Annotated in this window: 13 protein-coding genes and 2 pseudogenes; all 15 read right to left on the bottom strand. The window is 63.7% G+C overall.

What is annotated here, in order from left to right; all coding sequences use genetic code 11:
• Positions 1-41 precede the first annotated feature (41 nt).
• Positions 42-1,619, bottom strand: coding sequence for a Rieske 2Fe-2S domain-containing protein (locus DC31_RS09555; RefSeq protein ID WP_036279342.1), 1,578 nt, complete (start codon positions 1,617-1,619; stop codon positions 42-44).
• A 65-nt stretch (positions 1,620-1,684) separates the two neighbouring features.
• The gene (locus tag DC31_RS09550; RefSeq protein ID WP_051606694.1) at positions 1,685-4,957 is read right to left on the bottom strand and encodes a DEAD/DEAH box helicase; all 3,273 of its coding nucleotides are present in this window, start codon (positions 4,955-4,957) and stop codon (positions 1,685-1,687) included.
• A complete protein-coding gene (nusB, locus tag DC31_RS09545) occupies positions 4,954-5,364 on the bottom strand; it encodes a transcription antitermination factor NusB (RefSeq protein WP_036279341.1) in 411 nt (136 codons plus the stop codon). Before nusB ends, DC31_RS09550 begins: the two co-directional genes overlap by 4 nt.
• A 3-nt stretch (positions 5,365-5,367) precedes the next feature.
• A complete protein-coding gene (gene efp / locus DC31_RS09540; RefSeq protein ID WP_036279340.1) occupies positions 5,368-5,928 on the bottom strand; it encodes an elongation factor P in 561 nt (186 codons plus the stop codon).
• A 112-nt stretch (positions 5,929-6,040) separates the two neighbouring features.
• Entirely contained in the window at positions 6,041-6,475 is a 435-nt protein-coding gene (locus DC31_RS09535; protein ID WP_036279339.1) for a type II 3-dehydroquinate dehydratase, read from the bottom strand.
• Entirely contained in the window at positions 6,472-7,023 is a 552-nt protein-coding gene (locus DC31_RS09530; protein ID WP_036279338.1) for a GNAT family N-acetyltransferase, read from the bottom strand. The genes DC31_RS09535 and DC31_RS09530 overlap by 4 nt, the downstream gene beginning before the upstream one ends.
• Positions 7,020-8,108 carry a 3-dehydroquinate synthase gene (aroB, locus tag DC31_RS09525; RefSeq protein ID WP_036279337.1) on the bottom strand — a complete coding sequence of 363 codons (1,089 nt, stop codon included), beginning with the start codon at positions 8,106-8,108 and terminating at the stop codon, positions 7,020-7,022. The genes DC31_RS09530 and aroB overlap by 4 nt, the downstream gene beginning before the upstream one ends.
• The gene (locus DC31_RS09520) at positions 8,105-8,623 is read right to left on the bottom strand and encodes a shikimate kinase (RefSeq protein WP_036279336.1); all 519 of its coding nucleotides are present in this window, start codon (positions 8,621-8,623) and stop codon (positions 8,105-8,107) included. Before DC31_RS09520 ends, aroB begins: the two co-directional genes overlap by 4 nt.
• Positions 8,610-9,838: pseudogene (gene aroC / locus DC31_RS09515) on the bottom strand (chorismate synthase). Before aroC ends, DC31_RS09520 begins: the two are co-directional and overlap by 14 nt.
• 4 nt (positions 9,839-9,842) lie before the next feature.
• The gene (locus DC31_RS09510) at positions 9,843-10,664 is read right to left on the bottom strand and encodes a shikimate dehydrogenase family protein (RefSeq protein WP_036279334.1); all 822 of its coding nucleotides are present in this window, start codon (positions 10,662-10,664) and stop codon (positions 9,843-9,845) included.
• 4 nt (positions 10,665-10,668) lie between these two features.
• Positions 10,669-12,075 carry an endolytic transglycosylase MltG gene (mltG, locus tag DC31_RS09505; protein WP_036279333.1) on the bottom strand — a complete coding sequence of 469 codons (1,407 nt, stop codon included), beginning with the start codon at positions 12,073-12,075 and terminating at the stop codon, positions 10,669-10,671.
• 2 nt (positions 12,076-12,077) lie between these two features.
• Positions 12,078-12,551 (bottom strand): Holliday junction resolvase RuvX, encoded by a 474-nt coding sequence (gene ruvX / locus DC31_RS09500; RefSeq protein WP_036279332.1) that lies wholly within the window; start codon positions 12,549-12,551, stop codon positions 12,078-12,080.
• Positions 12,548-15,192: pseudogene (alaS, locus tag DC31_RS09495) on the bottom strand (alanine--tRNA ligase). Before alaS ends, ruvX begins: the two are co-directional and overlap by 4 nt.
• An 82-nt stretch (positions 15,193-15,274) precedes the next feature.
• Positions 15,275-15,463: a hypothetical protein gene (locus tag DC31_RS09490; RefSeq protein ID WP_036279330.1), complete on the bottom strand. Its 189-nt coding sequence runs from the start codon at positions 15,461-15,463 to the stop codon at positions 15,275-15,277.
• A gap of 118 nt (positions 15,464-15,581) precedes the next feature.
• Positions 15,582-16,211: a 30S ribosomal protein S4 gene (gene rpsD, locus DC31_RS09485; RefSeq protein ID WP_036279327.1), complete on the bottom strand. Its 630-nt coding sequence runs from the start codon at positions 16,209-16,211 to the stop codon at positions 15,582-15,584.
• Positions 16,212-16,309: the final 98 nt, after the last annotated feature.

The raw sequence follows: 16,309 nt of genomic DNA, 5'->3' as shown, positions 1-16,309 counted from the left end.
TACTCTCTTCAGTCTATGGGCTAAAGACAGAGAGGTCATCTTCAGGGAGCCGCGCGCAGCACGGCGTCAGTGCGTTCGTCGCCCTTGGACGCGCGGATCGGATGGCCGCTGGTCGACAGACAACGACCGGTCTTGAGGTCCCACTTCCAGTCGTGCATGCTGCACGTGAGGATGCCGTCCTCGTCGACCTTGCCGGTCTTGGTCAGGTCGGCACGCAGATGAGGGCAGCGGCGCTGCACGACCCAGTCACCGATGTCGGCATCTTCAGTCTGGTCGGTTTGCTCGGAGTACCAGTTTTCGACGTACTCGATCCGGTCGACCGAGAGGCACTTGAGGAAGGTCGTCAGGAACTCATTGAACTTGCCGCTGCGGCCGACCTGGAACTGCATCGACAGGAAGATCGAGTTCGACCAGTCGATCTCATGGTCGCGAATGTTCGTGGAGACGAGATCTGCGGGAATCGTGTACCAATAGATGCACTCCTCCCCCGCGTACTCGCGAACCTTGGCCCGTGGGAAGTCGACGACCATATCGAGCTCACCGATTTGGAATCGTACGCACCCGCCGACGCCAAGACGGATCGTGCGCGACTTCTTCAGCAGCGGCTCCCACCAGGCCTTCAGCTCAGCGATCATCTCTGCCGGAGGCATGACCGCAGCACGCGAGGCTTCCTCCGCATGCACCTCTTCCTTACGGCTGACGCGCTGAGATTCGAGGTACTCCCATTTCTCATCGAAGATGTGTGCGATCTCGGCATCCGTGTACAGCGTCTGCGAAATCGTCTGTTCGGCATGGTCGAGTTCGACAACGGTGCCCGGCACGAAAAGCTGACCGTCATACTGCGGCGCCTGCTCTTTGAGGTGGGCCAAGAACTGCTTCTGGTCGGTGAAGATCGAGTCGTTGTCGAGCCCGAAGCCGTTGTACTTGAACAGGTCATCACGCAGGAACATCGGCGGACCCGCCATCGGGAACACGTGCGGGGCATCAACCTTTTCGATGTAGAACATCGCACGCTTGTTCTGCGCATCGCGCTTGAGCCGCGCGAAGTTCTGCTTGGCGTCCTGGGGCAGGTCGTAGACCATCGGCCACCAGATCGCGCCGGACGTCTGCGTGAAGTAGGCGTCGGGCTTGCCGAAGCTCAGGAGCGTGTCGAGGTCGAGTGGATGCGAGTCGTTCTGGTTGAGCACCGAAGCGGTACCGTCATCCACGCTGAGCGACGAGTCACCGATCGGCCCGTCGCTCGGCGCGCGCAACGGAGTGATCATGATCTTCAGATCGCCGCGCTGGATCACCTCGCCAGCGGGCGCGTACGTGATGTTCGTGTATCCGAGCGCACGAATATCCTTTTCGAGGTCATCGATCGGGTAGTCCGGCAGCAGCACCTCGATGTCCTTACGGATGTAGCGCTCGAGGAGCACGGGGTCGAAGTGGTCACGGTGTCGGTGCGAGATGTAGAGGAAGTCTGCTTCGCGTCCGAATCGCTCCCAGTCGAGGCCGCGGTTGTCGGGGAACGGAAACCAGGAGCCGAAGAATGACGGACCGAGCACAGGATCGCAGATGATGTTTCCGCCGACCGTCTCGATGAACATTCCGGCGTGGCCGAGTCCCGTGATCCGCATTGTGCTCCTTCTGAAGTGGACGCCCCAATTCTAACCGGCGCGTATACGCACCCGCCCAGACAGCCTCACGCGTCGAACAGTCCGCGGATGTCGTCTGCGGTGAGTGCCTGGGCGAACAGCGCCTCGTCATCGAGTACAGCAGTGAAAAGGCGAGCCTTTCGCTGCTGCAACGCCAACACTTTCTCCTCGATGGTTCCGGTCGAGATCATCCGGTAGACGAACACCTGTTTGTCCTGCCCGATGCGATGGGTGCGATCGACCGCTTGCGCCTCAGCGGCGGGGTTCCACCAGGGGTCGAGCATGAACACGTAGTCCGCTTCGGTGAGCGTCAGTCCGAAGCCACCGGCCTTGAGGCTGATGAGGAATACCGGTTGCTCGCCCCCGCGGAACTCGTCGATGACCTCGCGACGACGGCGCGTCGAGCCATCCAGATACACGTACGCAATTCCCGCGCGTTCCAGTCGTTCGGCGGCCAGCTTCAAGAAGGACGTGAACTGGCTGAACACGAGCGCACGATGGCCCTCCGCCTGCAATTCGGTGACGCGCTCCACGAGCGTGTCGAGCTTGCGCGAGCCGAGCTTCGCATCGGCCTCGTCGACGAGACCCGGCGCCAGACTCAGCATCCTCAGCATCGTGAGGGAGCGGAACACGATGAAGCGGTTTCGGTCGAGATCTTTCAGGAGTCCGAGAACCTTCTGTCGCTCGCGCTGCAGCACGGTGTCGTAGATCGCCCGGTGCGCTGGGCTCAGCTCGACATGCAGTAACTGCTCCTGTTTCGCAGGCAGATCGGGTGCGACGAGCTCTTTAGTGCGACGCAGCATCAGTGGGCGGATGCGCCGACGAAGCCGCTCGAGGCGCCGCTGTCGGTACTCGCTGCCCTCTTCGTTCTCGGGAACCTTGCCCTGCTCGATCGGCTGGATGTACTCCTGACGGAATTTGCGCGCCGAAGGAAAGAGCCCTGGCGCCGCAAGCTTCAGCAACGCCCAGATCTCACTGAGGCTGTTCTCCATCGGTGTCCCGGTCACGACGAAGGTGGCATCCGCGCGCAGGGATGCGACGGCGCGGTGTTGTTTCGTCGTGGGATTCTTCACGAACTGCGCCTCGTCGAGAATGAGGGCCGCCCATGAGACCGCGGCAAACTCCTCTTCGCCCAGACGCGCGAGCGTGTACGAGGTGACGATGACGTCGGCATCGGAGACAGCATCCGCCACTCGCCGCTCACGTTTACTCTGTGAGCTGTCGATCACTCGCACCCGCAGTCCCGGCGCGAAGCGCGCGGCCTCTTCCTGCCAGGTCGGCAGCACAGATGTCGGAGCGATGACGAGGAACGGCCGCCGCTCCCCCGTCTCACGTGCGTGCAGCATCAGCGTGAGCAGCTGGAGGGTCTTACCGAGACCCATATCATCCGCCAGAATTCCACCGAGTCGGTGACGCCAGAGGAAGGCCAGCCAGTCGAAGCCGGCCTTCTGATACGGCCGAAGTTCGGCGTGCAACCCCGCGGGAAGAGCGGTGGGTGGCACACCCGTTTCAACGCGAAGCCCCTCGGCGCTTGCCCGCCAGCTCGTTGCCGGGAGCGCCTCATCGGCGAGGTCCTCAAACTCTTCCCAGAGCGACGTTTGATACCTGCTGATGCGTGGGCCGGTCTCCCATTCGGCGAGCTCGCCGGCTTCGTCGATGAGCTCACGCAGCGTGTCGAGCGCGGGATGCGCGAGCGAGAAGTAGCTGCCATCCACGAGGAGCAGTTTCGTGCGTCGCATGCTGAGAGCGGTGAACAACGGTGCGAACGGGATGGTATGGCCGTCGATCTTGACGAGGATGCCCAGGTCGAACCAGTCCGAATCGGCGCTCTCGACTGTCGACACGGTGATCTCTGGATCGCCGCTAAGTTCTCGATACGTCTTTCGCTCGCCGGTCACAACGACGGCGATTCCGCCCTCCTCGAGGGCTGTGACGATATGTGTGACGAACTCTGCTGCCTCGATGTCGTGGAATGACCCAGTCGACTGGAAGGGTTCTCCGGTTATGGATTGCCAGAGGGCCTCCACGTCGCGGCGCGCCTCCTGCTCGGCAGTCTCATCGCGTACCGTGTCGTCTGTCGCGGCGAACGAGAACCGCCCATAGCCGCGATACGCCCACTCGAAGGCGTAGCTGATCCTGTCACCCGGGTGATGTGCGACCGCGAGCGTTGCGATGGGTACCGGTACTGGCGGAAGCGTCACTGCACCCACTGCCCGCACCGGAACCTGCCGTGCCAGCGCGGGGTATGCATCGCGCACGAACGCGGCCTCGTCTGCCTCGGGTACCGCGAGAGTCGTTCGTGCATTGATCAGCGCATGCACGATGGGGCTCAGCGGTACGTCCGCGAGTGTCACCTGCGCTCTGGCACCGAAGGGAACCACGGTATATATCCCTGACCGACCGATGGTGTGCACGGCTTCAGCGTCGATGCTGCGCCCGTCCACGTTGACATCTGCGGTGACCGACAGCCCCCCGTCAGCGACTCGCTCCACTTGGGCTGCGACTGAGCCGGAGGATGCGAGCGAAACCGTGAATCCTTTTTGGGCGCTGACGAGCGGGATGCCGATCTCCGCGCCCGTGCGCAGGTGCGTCCACAACAGCCCCGACTCCACCTGGTCCAGGACCAGCGAGTCACCCGCTGTGCCGGAGAGCAGCGAATCCCGACAGATGCTCAGCAACTCGGTGAACCAGCGCACCTGCTCGGCGCGGAACTGCGTGCCTGGGCGTCGCACGGCGTCCCAGGAGGCGCCGCCCTGGATCCAAGATCCGGTCGACGTGCTCTGCATGAGCGGACGGATACCAAGCAGCAGTTCGCCTTCACGTTTGACCACGTCACGCACGGTCGCCGGACGAACCGGACGCGGAGCCCACTGGTGAATGCCGCGCGCAGCGCGATGGCGCACTTCGACTCCGAGCGCGAGCGCAACAGCGCCGGTCGCTTTCGTGGGGATATCTAATAGCGTGCGCCACGTCGGCCCGGTCGGTTCTGCTTCCGGCTCAGGCCCAGCACTCTTGCTCTCGCGCTCGCGCGTCTCATTACTCGTGAGTACGACCGCAACGATGTGCTTGCAGCCGAGCTGCACCGGGCAGTTGCAGGACGCAGACGAGACCTGTGCGATCTCCGTGTCTGTGGTCAGCCTGACGACGCACCGATATACCGCGTCTCCTGAACCGCGGACATCGGCCGAGAGCGCGCTGTAGTCGTCGTTCCAACTCGATCGAATGACCATCCCCCCGCGGGCGTAGCTACGCCCGCGGTCGACGCTGCCAGAGTCGGTGACTCGCAGCAGGTTGGATAGATCGATGTGGGGTGCGATCACACCGCGCGCGCGACCCTGCCGAGCACGCCGTGCACGAAGGCACCAGAGTCGTCGGTAGAGAACTCTTTGGCGAGCTCAACAGCTTCGTCGATAGCAACGGCAGTGGGGATCTCATCGTTGTGCATGATCTCCCACACCGCGATGCGCAGCAGTGCACGGTCTACAGCCGGCATCCGTTCAAGCTTCCAGTCACGGCTGTTCGTGATGATCTGCTCGTCGATCTCTTCCTGGTGATCGACGATGCCGTCCACGATCTCGCGCGCGTACAGCCATGATGACTCTCGCGCTGGCTCACTGACTGCGCGCTGTGCTTCTGCGGCAAGGGTCAACGCTATGGCGTCGCCACGCACGTCGGAGGAGAAAAGAATGTCGAGGGCGCGTTTGCGCGCCTTCGTGCGGGCACCCACGCCTTACTTCTCGCGGCCCAGGTACTCACCCGTGCGGGTGTCGACCTTGATCTTGGTGCCCGGCTCGACAAACAGCGGCACCTGCATCTCGTAACCGGTCTCAACTGTGGCGGGCTTCGTGCCAGCCGAAGAGCGGTCGCCCTGCAGACCGGGGTCGGCAGTCGTCACTTCGAGGATGACGGATGCCGGAAGATCGATGTACAGCGGGTTGCCGTTGTTCAGCGCGATCGTGACCTGCTGGTTCTCCAGCAGGAAGTTCTTCGCATCACCGACTGTGGCGGAGCCGACGGTGATCTGGTCGTAGTCGCTCGTGTCCATGAACACGAAGCCATCGCCATCTGCGTACAGGTACGTGAAGTCGCGACGGTCGACGTTCTCGATCTCGATCTTCGCGCCAGCGTTGTAGGTGCGGTCAACGGTCTTGCCGGACACGACGTTCTTCAGCTTGGTGCGTACGAACGCGCCACCCTTACCGGGCTTGACGTGCTGGAACTCGATGACGTTCCAGAGCTGGCCGTCGATGGAGAGAACGACGCCGTTCTTGATGTCTGCGGTGGATGCCATGCGTTCAGAGTTCCATTTCGTTTTGAGAGAAGGGCCGCTCGCCTCTGGTCACTGAGCCTGTCGAAGAGTTCAGAGACCAGATTTGTGCCGGCCGACAGTCGATTCTACGGGATCAGGCGACAAGCTGCCGAACTGCGCTCGCGTAGCCGTCGACGCCCTCGCCGATGACCCTTACTGCGGCGACATCGTGAAGGTAGGAGAAGTGGCGAAACTCCTCGCGCGCGTTGACGTCTGTGACGTGCACCTCGGCGAAGGGGAGCGCCACGCCGGTGAGCGCATCGCGCAGGGCCACCGAGGTGTGCGTCAGACCGCCAGGGTTGATGATCACGCCGGCGCAGTCTTCGCGCGCCGCGTGGATGGCGTCGATGAGTACGCCTTCGTGATTGCTCTGGATAGCGCGCACGTCGAAGCCGGCGGCAGCCGCGGCATCCGTCGTGATCCGCTCGGCGTCAGCGAGTGTCGCCGTGCCGTAGAGAGCGGGCTCCCGCAAGCCGAGCAGGTTCAGATTCGGACCGTTGACAAGAAGAAGTCGGCGAGGTGTAGTCACTTCAGCACCCTATCGTTGGCGTCGAGGGTGCGTTCCATCACGATCTCCGGACCGATCGAACCGGTGAAGCTTTCACCCGTTTCGGCGAAGCCGACCCGCCGGTAGGCAGCCTGGGCGCGCGCATTGTTCGCGTGAACGTCGAGCGTGAGGCGGCTGTCGCCGAGCGCCAGCACCCAGTCCGCTGCGGCGGCGAACAGCGCATCGATTAAGCCGTCGCCACGGTTTGCAGGACGCACGAAGACTCCCACAACATCGCCGCGTGGCGTGGTCACGGTGCGTCCTTGGTGATCGGTCGAGCCCGCTGCCCAACGGATCACCGTCAGCGTCCCGATCCATTCATCGTCCGTTTCGGCGATGAACTGCGCCACGGCGTCTCCGGCTGCCGCGCCCTCGGCACGTGCCTGCCAGAATGCATCTTCGTGCGCGGACTCCTTGTCATACGAGTGCAGAAAGGCAATCGGTGCCGCAGGATCGCGGACGGCATCGAGCCGCAGATCACGAACACGCTGCCACTCATCGGCCCGCACGCGCCGGATCGTGAAGCTCACGCGCCGACCTCCTGGTAGGCGGCGAATAGCAACGATTCGTCCGGAGCCCGCAACACCGACGGTTTGGCAATGTCGTCGAGCACAATGAAGCGCAGCATTCCGCCGCGGCTCTTCTTGTCACGCTGCATACTCGCGAGCAGCTGGGGCCAGGCGCCTGCCCGATAGCTGGTCGGAAGGCCGAGCGACTCGAGCACCGTGCGGTGTCGGTCAGCCACAGCATCCGGTAGCCGCCCAGCGAGACGCGAGATCTCGGCGGCGAACAGCATCCCGACCGAGATGGCCGCGCCGTGACGCCAGCGATAGCGCTCGGCGTGTTCGATGGCGTGACCGAGGGTGTGACCGTAGTTGAGAATCTCGCGCTGACCGGCCTCGCGGAAGTCTTCTGACACGACGCGTGCCTTCATGTCGATGGCGAGCTCGATCGCGCGCCGGAACTCCTCAGTCGTGGTGTCGACAGCGCGAGCAGGATCTGCCTCGATGATGTCGAGGATCTCAGGAGCCCAGATGAAACCTGCCTTGACGACCTCGGCAAAGCCGGCCGTCGCCTCATGGGCGCTGAGGCTGGCGAGCTCATCGAGGTCGCCGATGACCGCACGCGGCGCCCAGAAGGCGCCCACCAGGTTCTTGCCCTCCGCGGTGTTGACGCCAGTCTTGCCGCCGACGGAGGCATCGACCAGGCCGAGCACGGTGGTGGGAACCTGAACGACCTGCACACCACGTAGCCAGGTTGCCGCGACGAACCCGGCCAGGTCAGTGACGGCTCCACCGCCATAGCCGACGACTGCATCCGTACGGGTAAAGTCCGCCTGACCCATGACCTGCCAGCAGAATGCAGCGACCTCAATGCGTTTGCCCTGCTCTGCATCCGGGATCTCAGCGAGCAAGACTTCGCGGGGACCGTTCTCGGTGTCGGCAAGGAGCCGGTCGCGCAACTCGGCAGCGCGCGCTGCCAGCGTCGGCGGGTGCACCACCAGGATCTTTCGTACGGCAGGATCGAGCGCGGCCGAGACTCGATCAAGGATGCCGCGTCCGATGGTGATGTCATAGGACGCCTGTCCCGTCACGCTGATGGTGGTGGTGCTCATGCCTGTTCTCTCCTCCATGCTGCAATCTCGTCGGCGATGCGCTGCATCGGCCGCCGGGAAGTGTCGATTGTCAAGGTTGCGACCTCGTCGTACCAGGAGCGCCGCTGCTCATAGATCTCGGTCCACCGCACCACCGGGTCATCGTCGCCCGCCAACAGCGGACGCGTGCCGCTGCGGATCCGGTCTGCAACCGCCTCAGGCGAGACGGCAAGGAAGACGACCGGATGCTGGCGCAGCAGCTCACGCGTCTCGGCGGAGGTGACAGCACCGCCGCCGAGGGAGACCACTCCCCCTTCATCGAGAGCCGCAACGACGGCCTCGCGCTCGAGTTCGCGGAAATGCGCCTCGCCGTGCTCGACGAAGAGGTCCGCGATCGGTCCGTGCTCGAGCACAATCCGCTTGTCGGTATCGATGAAGCGCGCACCCAGCAGTTTGGCGACCTTTCGGCCGATACTGGTCTTGCCCGCACCCATCGGGCCGACGAGCACGACGCTCAGACGCTCAGGCGTGCTCATCGTGGGCGATCAGCGCTGCCTCCGAGGCGGGGGCGGTGCGCAGCTCGTCCGGAATCGCGTCGAGGTAGCTTTGCAGGTTGCGACGCGTCTCACGGATGCTGTCACCGCCGAACTTCTCGAGCACTGCGCGTGCGATCTCGACGGCGACCATCGCTTCGGCGACCACGCCTGCTGCCGGAACCGCACAGACATCAGAGCGCTGGTGGTGCGCGCTGGCGGTCTCTCCGGTGGCGACGTCGACGGTGCGCAGCGAATGCGGCACCGTGGCGATCGGCTTCATGCCGGCGCGAACGCGCAGCACCGTGCCGGTGGACATACCACCCTCGGTGCCACCCGCGCGGTCAGAGCCGCGGGTGATGCCAGCATCGGCGGCGAACAGCTCGTCATGCGCTGCAGACCCGCGTCGCCGCGTGGTCTCGAAGCCATCGCCGACCTCGACCCCCTTGATGGCCTGGATGCTCATCAGCGCTTGCGCGAGGCGTGCGTCCAGGCGACGGTCCCAGTGCACGTGCGAACCAAGCCCTGGCGGCAGCCGTATGCGAGCACCTCGACGATGCCACCAAGCGTGTCACCGTCTTTTCGAGCGTCATCGACTTCGGTCACCATGCGCGCAGACGTGTCGGCGTCGAAGCACCGCAACGGATCAGCGTCGAGTGCGCCGACGTCGTCCGGCGTCGGCAGCGCAGCACCCGCCGGCACTCGAACCGGACCGATGGAAAGTGTGTGGCTGACCAAACGGATGCCGAGCTCGCCCAAGAACGATCGTGCAACCGCGCCCAACGCGACGCGGGCCGCGGTCTCGCGCGCGCTGGCACGCTCGAGGATGGGGCGCGCTTCGTCGAAGTCGTACTTCTGCATGCCCACCAGATCGGCGTGACCGGGGCGAGGCCTGGTCAACGGCGCCGAGCGCCCGCGCGATTTATCGGTGATCTCGACCGGCTCGGGGTTCATGACCTCGATCCACTTCGGCCATTCGGTGTTGCCGATGCGCAAAGCGATCGGACTGCCGATCGTCTTGCCGTGCCGGACGCCGCCGGAGATCGTCAGTTCGTCCTGTTCGAACTTCATCCGCGAACCGCGGCCATAGCCGAGCTTTCGGCGAGCGAGGTCGGCTTGGATCGCCTCGGAGGAGATCGGGACGCCAGAAGGCATTCCCTCCATGACGGCAATGAGTTCGGGGCCGTGCGATTCGCCGGCCGTCAGCACGCGGAGCATTGCTCTAGTCTCCCATGACCGCCAGTCGCATTTCGTCACGCACCCGAACCTCGTCATCCAACTCACGCAAAGGGTCTGCGTAGACGAACACACGTACTTGGCGGACCGCCTGGTTGAGCAGCATGTCGAGGCCCGAAATGACGGGTCCGCTCTGCCACGCGCTGGCAAGTGCCGACGGCCAGGGCGCGTACGCCGCGTCAAGTAGCGCTCCACCGCTTGCACCCAGTTGGGTGACTGTTGAGTCATCCAGAATCGTGCCGCCGGGCAGCGTGGCGATCGTGACATCTACTGCTGCGACCGAATCGTCGAATGCCGCCACCGAGACTTCAACGCCGAGCTTCTCGCCGAGTGAACGAATGGCAGCAGCGCGCTCTGGACGTCGCGCACGGACCTCGATGTGCCGCGCTCCCATCTCGGAAACGGCGACCAGCGCCGATGAGGCGGTGGCTCCGGCTCCGAGGATTCGCGCCGTCATCACGGAGCGAATGCCGTTCTCATTCAGAGCGTCGATGATGCCGCCGACATCGGTGTTGAATCCGCGAAGGACGTCGCCGAACAACAGTGTGTTCACGGCACCGGTCAGCTCCGCATCACGGTCACGTGCGGCAACTGCGCGAAACGCCTGCTCCTTCAGCGGCATCGTCACCGACAGTCCGCGCCAGGAACCATCCAGTTCGCCCAGGGCGGTACCGAATCCCGCAGCATTCACCTGCCTTCGCCCATACTCCCAGTCGAGGTCGAGCGCACGGTACGCCGCGGCGTGCAGAAGTGGTGACTTGCTGTGAACGATCGGATCGCCCCAGACCGCGAGGCGAACTTCGCTCATTGTGTCAGCATCCCTGGTCTGGGTTGGCGCGGCACCAGTCTTGCCACGTCGTGATGGCTGCCTGGTGCTCGGCGTACGTCGTGGAGAAGACCGTCTCACCCGTTTGGGGATTAATCGTCACGAAGTAGAACCACGGCCCGTCAACCGGGTGCATTGCCGCGTCGATCGCCGCGTCGCTAGGGTTCGCAATGGGGCCGATCGGGAGCCCAGCATGAACGTAGGTGTTCCAGGGGTTGTCATCGAACTGTGCTTCCGAAGAAGTACTGACCACACCCGCGTGCAACTCGCCGTACCCGTACTGTGCCGTCGAATCCATCTGCAGCATCATGCCGTCGGCGAGTCGGTTCTGGATGACCCGCGATACCTTGCCGAAGTCGTCAGTACGGCCCTCGCGCTGGATGATCGAGGCGAGCGTCAGGATGCGCTGCTCATCGGCGGCTGGTACTCCCGCTGCGGTCAGCGACTCTCTAGTGCGATCAACCATTCGCTGAATGACCTGGGTCGCCGTGACCTCGGGATCGAAGGTGTAGACGGCAGGGAAAAGCCAGCCTTCGAGGCTGTCGGCTTCGACGCCGTAAGCGCGCGGGTCTGCAACAGCCGCCTGAACCTCTTCGATGGGAAGACCCACCCCTTCACTGATCGCAGTGAGCGAAGATTCGACGGTTCCACCTTCAGAGATGCCTACCGTGTTTTCTGATTTGTTTGCGGGATCACGCAGAGCGTCGAGCGCGGCCGCCGCCGTCATCTTCTTTTGCAGTGTGTAGACGCCGGGATAGAAGGTGACCGCGACATTCTCTTTCACGAGGTAGTCATAGAAAACGTCCTTGGTTTTCGTGACACCCGCTTCGTACAGCGCCGCGGAAACCGGCGCTCCGGTGTCGCCTTCGCGAATCGTGACCAGGGCCTCACCCGAAGCGAGTCCCGGCTCCCAATCCTCAGGCTCGCCCCACCCCATGACCTCATTGATCTTGTCGCCATAAGTGTTCATCGCCCAGAAGCCTGCGGCTACGGCGCCGCCGATCAGCGCCAGCACGATGATGAGAGCGACGAGGCACCCCGTACGCCGTTTCTTCTTGCGGGGTCTCGCACCGTCGGCGATGTCGTGCTCTGTCTGGAACAGATCATCGAGGGATGCGGGAGCCGCCTTCGGCGTAGTAGAAGAGGAGGCGGCGGCAGTCGGGGTCAGCGGCGGCTCGTCGGCGACGTCAGCGGCTGACGAGCTCTCATCGGCCGACGCGGCGGTGTCTGACGCAGCGTCAGACTGCGTAGCCTCACGGCGTGCCCGACGCGATCCAGGGCTCGGAGGGGTGTAATCAACGGAGGGCACCTTGTGCGACGGTGCTGGCAGGTTGGCGAAGAGGTCGCCGGACAGCGCGTTCGAACCGTCGTTGGGGGTGTCACGTTCGGGCATGCTCAGATGGGCTCCTCGTCCATTGGAACCACGGAGCCGGCCGGGTTGCCAGTGCTCTTCTCCGTGTCTATCGCGTGCTGCAATAACACCACAGCCGCGATCTGATCGACAATGCTACGAGACTTCCGCTGTGTTCTCCCGGAAGATCGCAAAGCCGCGTGCGCGGTGACTGTGCTGAGACGCTCGTCCATCATGCGCACCGGCACTCCGGTGAGCCGTTGCAGAGCAGCCGCGAACTCACGGGCATCAGTCGTCGACGGGGTGTCATCGCCGCGCATGTTCACAGGCAGGCCGACAACGAACTCCAGCGGTTCGTGTTCGACGGCGAGTTCCGCAATGCGCGTCAAAGACTGCTCTGAGCGCGCCACCGTCTCCACTGGCACGGCAAGCATGCCGTCCGGATCGCAGCGAGAAACCCCTACCCGAGCCTTACCGACATCGATGCCGAGCCGCACGCCGCGGCGGTAACCACTCACGCGCCGCGTAGCTCCTGTGTCACGGCCTCAAGGGCTGCGTTCAGCGCCGCTACGTCGGTGCCGCCGCCCTGGGCGACATCGTCACGACCACCACCGCCACCGCCGAGCACGCCAGCGGCTCGCTTCGCGAGGGCACCCGCCTTCGCTCCGGAAGCACGTGCGGCGTCGTTCGTCGCGACGACCACGATGGGGCGGCCAGAAGCAACGCCACCGAGAGCGACGACAGCCGCATCAGATCCGATGCGCTCGCGCACGCTCAATGCGAGTCCGCGCACGTCGTCAGCGGAGTCAACGTCTCCCACCGAAACAGAAACCACGCGGTAGGCGCCGACCCGCTCGCAGCCTCAGCGAGTGCGGGCACCTGCCCCTCACGCTCTTTCGCCTCGAACTGCGCGATGCGCTTCTCTGCGGCCTTGAGGTTCGCCGCGATCTCGGCGATCCGCTCGGGCAGCTGGTCGCGCGGTGTCTTGAGCGCACTGGTCAGCTGTGACACGATTGCCCGCTCCGCAGCGAGTTCTCGGAACGCATTCTGTCCGACGAGTGCTTCGATGCGGCGGTTGGATGCTCCGACCGAGGACTCCCCTACGACACTCACGAGTCCGATCTCGGCACTGGAACTGACGTGAGTTCCGGCGCAGAGCTCACGCGACCAGGGTCCGCCAATATCGACCATGCGCACGACGTCGCCATACTTCTCACCGAACAGCGCCATAGCGCCGGCCTTCTTGGCCTCATCAAGTGAGACGATGCGTGTCGTGACCTCGAGTGCTTCCTGCACCGCACGGTTGCTGATGTCTTCAATCTCGGTGCGGGTGTCGACCGAAAGGGCCTGCGACCACGAGAAGTCAAAGCGCATGTAGCCCGCGCGGTTGAGTGATCCCGCCTGAGTCGCGGTGGGGCCGAGAGTATCGCGAAGCGCTGCATGCACGAGGTGGGTCGCTGAGTGCGCCTGACGAGCAGCACGGCGGTTCGCAGCATCCACAAGGGTTGTCGCACGATCGTCAACAGCAACGGTGCCACTCGTGACCTGCACCGTGTGGCTGATGAGACCAGCGACGGGCTTCTGCACATCGAGCACCTCAAGGGAGAAGCCTGTGCCGACGATCGTGCCCTTGTCAGCGACCTGCCCACCGGACTCGGCGTACAGGGTCGTCTCTGCGACGATGATCTCGGCGACCTGTCCCTCACTGGCGGACGCTACTGTCTGACCGTCGACGAGGATGCCGAGCACCCGCGATTCGATGTCGAGATCGGTGTACCCCGCGAAACCCGTCTCGCCGAGGGCGCGGAACTCGCGATACACGGAGACATCGGCAAGCTGACGACGACGGCTCTTGGCATCTGCCTTCGCACGCGTCTTCTGCTCGAGCATCAGATTGTCGAACGCGCCACGATCGACCTTGAGACCCGCTTCTTCAGCGATTTCTAGGGTGAGGTCGATCGGGAAGCCGTAGGTGTCATGCAACAAGAAGGCTTCAGAGCCCGCGAGCGTGCCTCCGCCAGTCTTCTTGGTGGTGTCAAGCGCCAGATCAAGGATCGTCGAGCCCTGAGTAAGGGTCCGCAAGAAGGTCTCTTCCTCGGCGATGGCAAGGCCGGAAAGACGGTCCCACTCAGTTTCAACGACCGGGTACGAGTCCTTCATGGCATCGCGGGATGCCGAGAAGAGCTCGGGGAACGTTGGCGCGTCTACGCCGAGCAGGCGCATGGAGCGCACGCTGCGGCGCATCAGGCGCCGCAGGATGTACCCGCGACCCTCATTGGACGGCTTGACGCCATCCGAGAGCAGCATGAGAGACGAGCGGACGTGATCCGCAATGACGCGGAATCGGACGTCGTCCTCGTGGACGGCGCCGTACTTGCGGCCGGAGAGCTCCATGGCGCGGTCGAGTACGGGGCGGACCTGATCCGTCTCGTACATGTTCTCGACGCCCTGCTTGAACATCGCGACGCGCTCAAGGCCCATACCGGTGTCAATGTTCTTCTTCGGAAGCGGACCTGCAATGTCGAAGTCGACCTTCGTGCGTACGTCGGAGAGCAACTCCTGCATGAACACGAGGTTCCAGATCTCGGTGAAGCGGTTGTCGTCAACGATGGGGCCGCCGTCACGTCCGTACGCGGGACCGCGGTCAATGTAGATCTCCGAGCAGGGGCCGGCAGGGCCCGGCTGACCGGTGTGCCAGTAGTTGTCTTCCTTGCCCATGCGCTGAATTCGCTCGACGGGAAGACCAGCGATCTTCTGCCATAGACGCGCAGCCTCATCATCCGTCTCATAGACGGTGACCCAGATGTCCTTCTCAGCGAAGCCGAGCCCGCCGTCGGCCTCTGAACGAGTCAGCAGGTCCCACGCGTAAGTGATGGCGCCTTCTTTGAAGTAATCGCCAAATGACCAGTTGCCCATCATCTGGAAGAACGTGCCGTGACGCGCGGTCTTGCCGACCTCTTCGATGTCATTGGTGCGAATGCATTTCTGCACGTCAGCGGCACGCAAGAACGGCGCCGGGACAAGCCCCGTCAGGTACGGCACGAATGGCACCATACCTGCGATTGTGAACATCACCGTCGGGTCGTCACTGACCAGCGACGCGGAGGGCACTATCGTGTGCTCGTTTTTCTCAAAGTAGTTGAGATAACGCTGCGCGATGTCCGCAGTTTTTCATAGAGTACGGCTGTCCTTGTGTGAGACGAGTGGGCACGGCGACGATCGCGCCGTCGGGCGATGTGGGTCAGGCGTCGCTGGGGTCTACCAGTCGAGCTTCCTGATCACGGTAGGCGTCCGAGAGGATGCCGGTGAATTCGGTGATGCGCGCATCGACGTCTGCGAGGAGATCGTGTCCGCGGGGGTCCTTGTTCATGAAGTGGGCGGCGACGAATCCACCGATCACTCCGATCAGGAACCACAGAAAGGTCTTCATGTCGTCATCCTTGCCCTTGGACCGCCAACACGCGGTCAATCCATCGTATGCGGAAACGTCCAGTGATACGACGAGAGGCGCCGGGAAAACCCGACGCCTCTCGTGCGAACAATCGCGCTTAGCGAGCCGCGTAGTACTCGACGACGAGCTGCACTTCACAGGTCACGGGGACCTCAGCGCGCTTCGGACGACGAAGCAGACGAGCCTGAAGCTTGTCGAGCTCGACCTCAAGGTAACCAGGAACCGGAGGAAGCACCTCGGCGTTGCCGCCGGCTGCTGCTACCTGGAAGGGCTCGGTGCCCTCGCTCTTGGGCTTGACGTGGATGAGCTGACCCGGCTTCACGCGGAACGACGGGCGGTCGACGAGCTGGCCGTCAACCATGATGTGGCGGTGCACGACCATCTGGCGAGCCTGTGCGGTGGTGCGGGCGAAGCCCGAACGCACGACGAGCGCGTCAAGGCGCATCTCGAGCAGCTCGACCAGGTTCTCACCGGTCAGGCCGTCCTTGCGACGTGCTTCCTTGAAGACGATGACCATCTGCTTCTCGCGGATGCCGTACTGCTCACGGAGACGCTGCTTCTCGCGCAGGCGGACGGCATAGTCGCTGTCGGTCTTGCGCTTGGTACGGCCGTGCTCACCCGGAGCGTAGGGACGCTTCTCGAGGTAGCGGGCAGCCTTCGGCGTGAGCGGGATGCCGAGGGCACGGGACAGGCGGACCTTGCGGCGGTCCTGGGACTTCGTAACCACGAAGCGTTCCTTCCGATGACGTGGACGTGTCTTTCACGCCTCACGGACGTATCTCCGCCGTTCTGCCTGAAAAGCGCACGCCGGGGCGCAGAACAGGT

The sequence above is a fragment of the Microbacterium sp. CH12i genome, assembly GCF_000685355.1.
Classification (GTDB): Bacteria; Actinomycetota; Actinomycetes; order Actinomycetales; family Microbacteriaceae; genus Microbacterium.
This window is presented reverse-complemented; position numbering and strand designations above follow the sequence as displayed.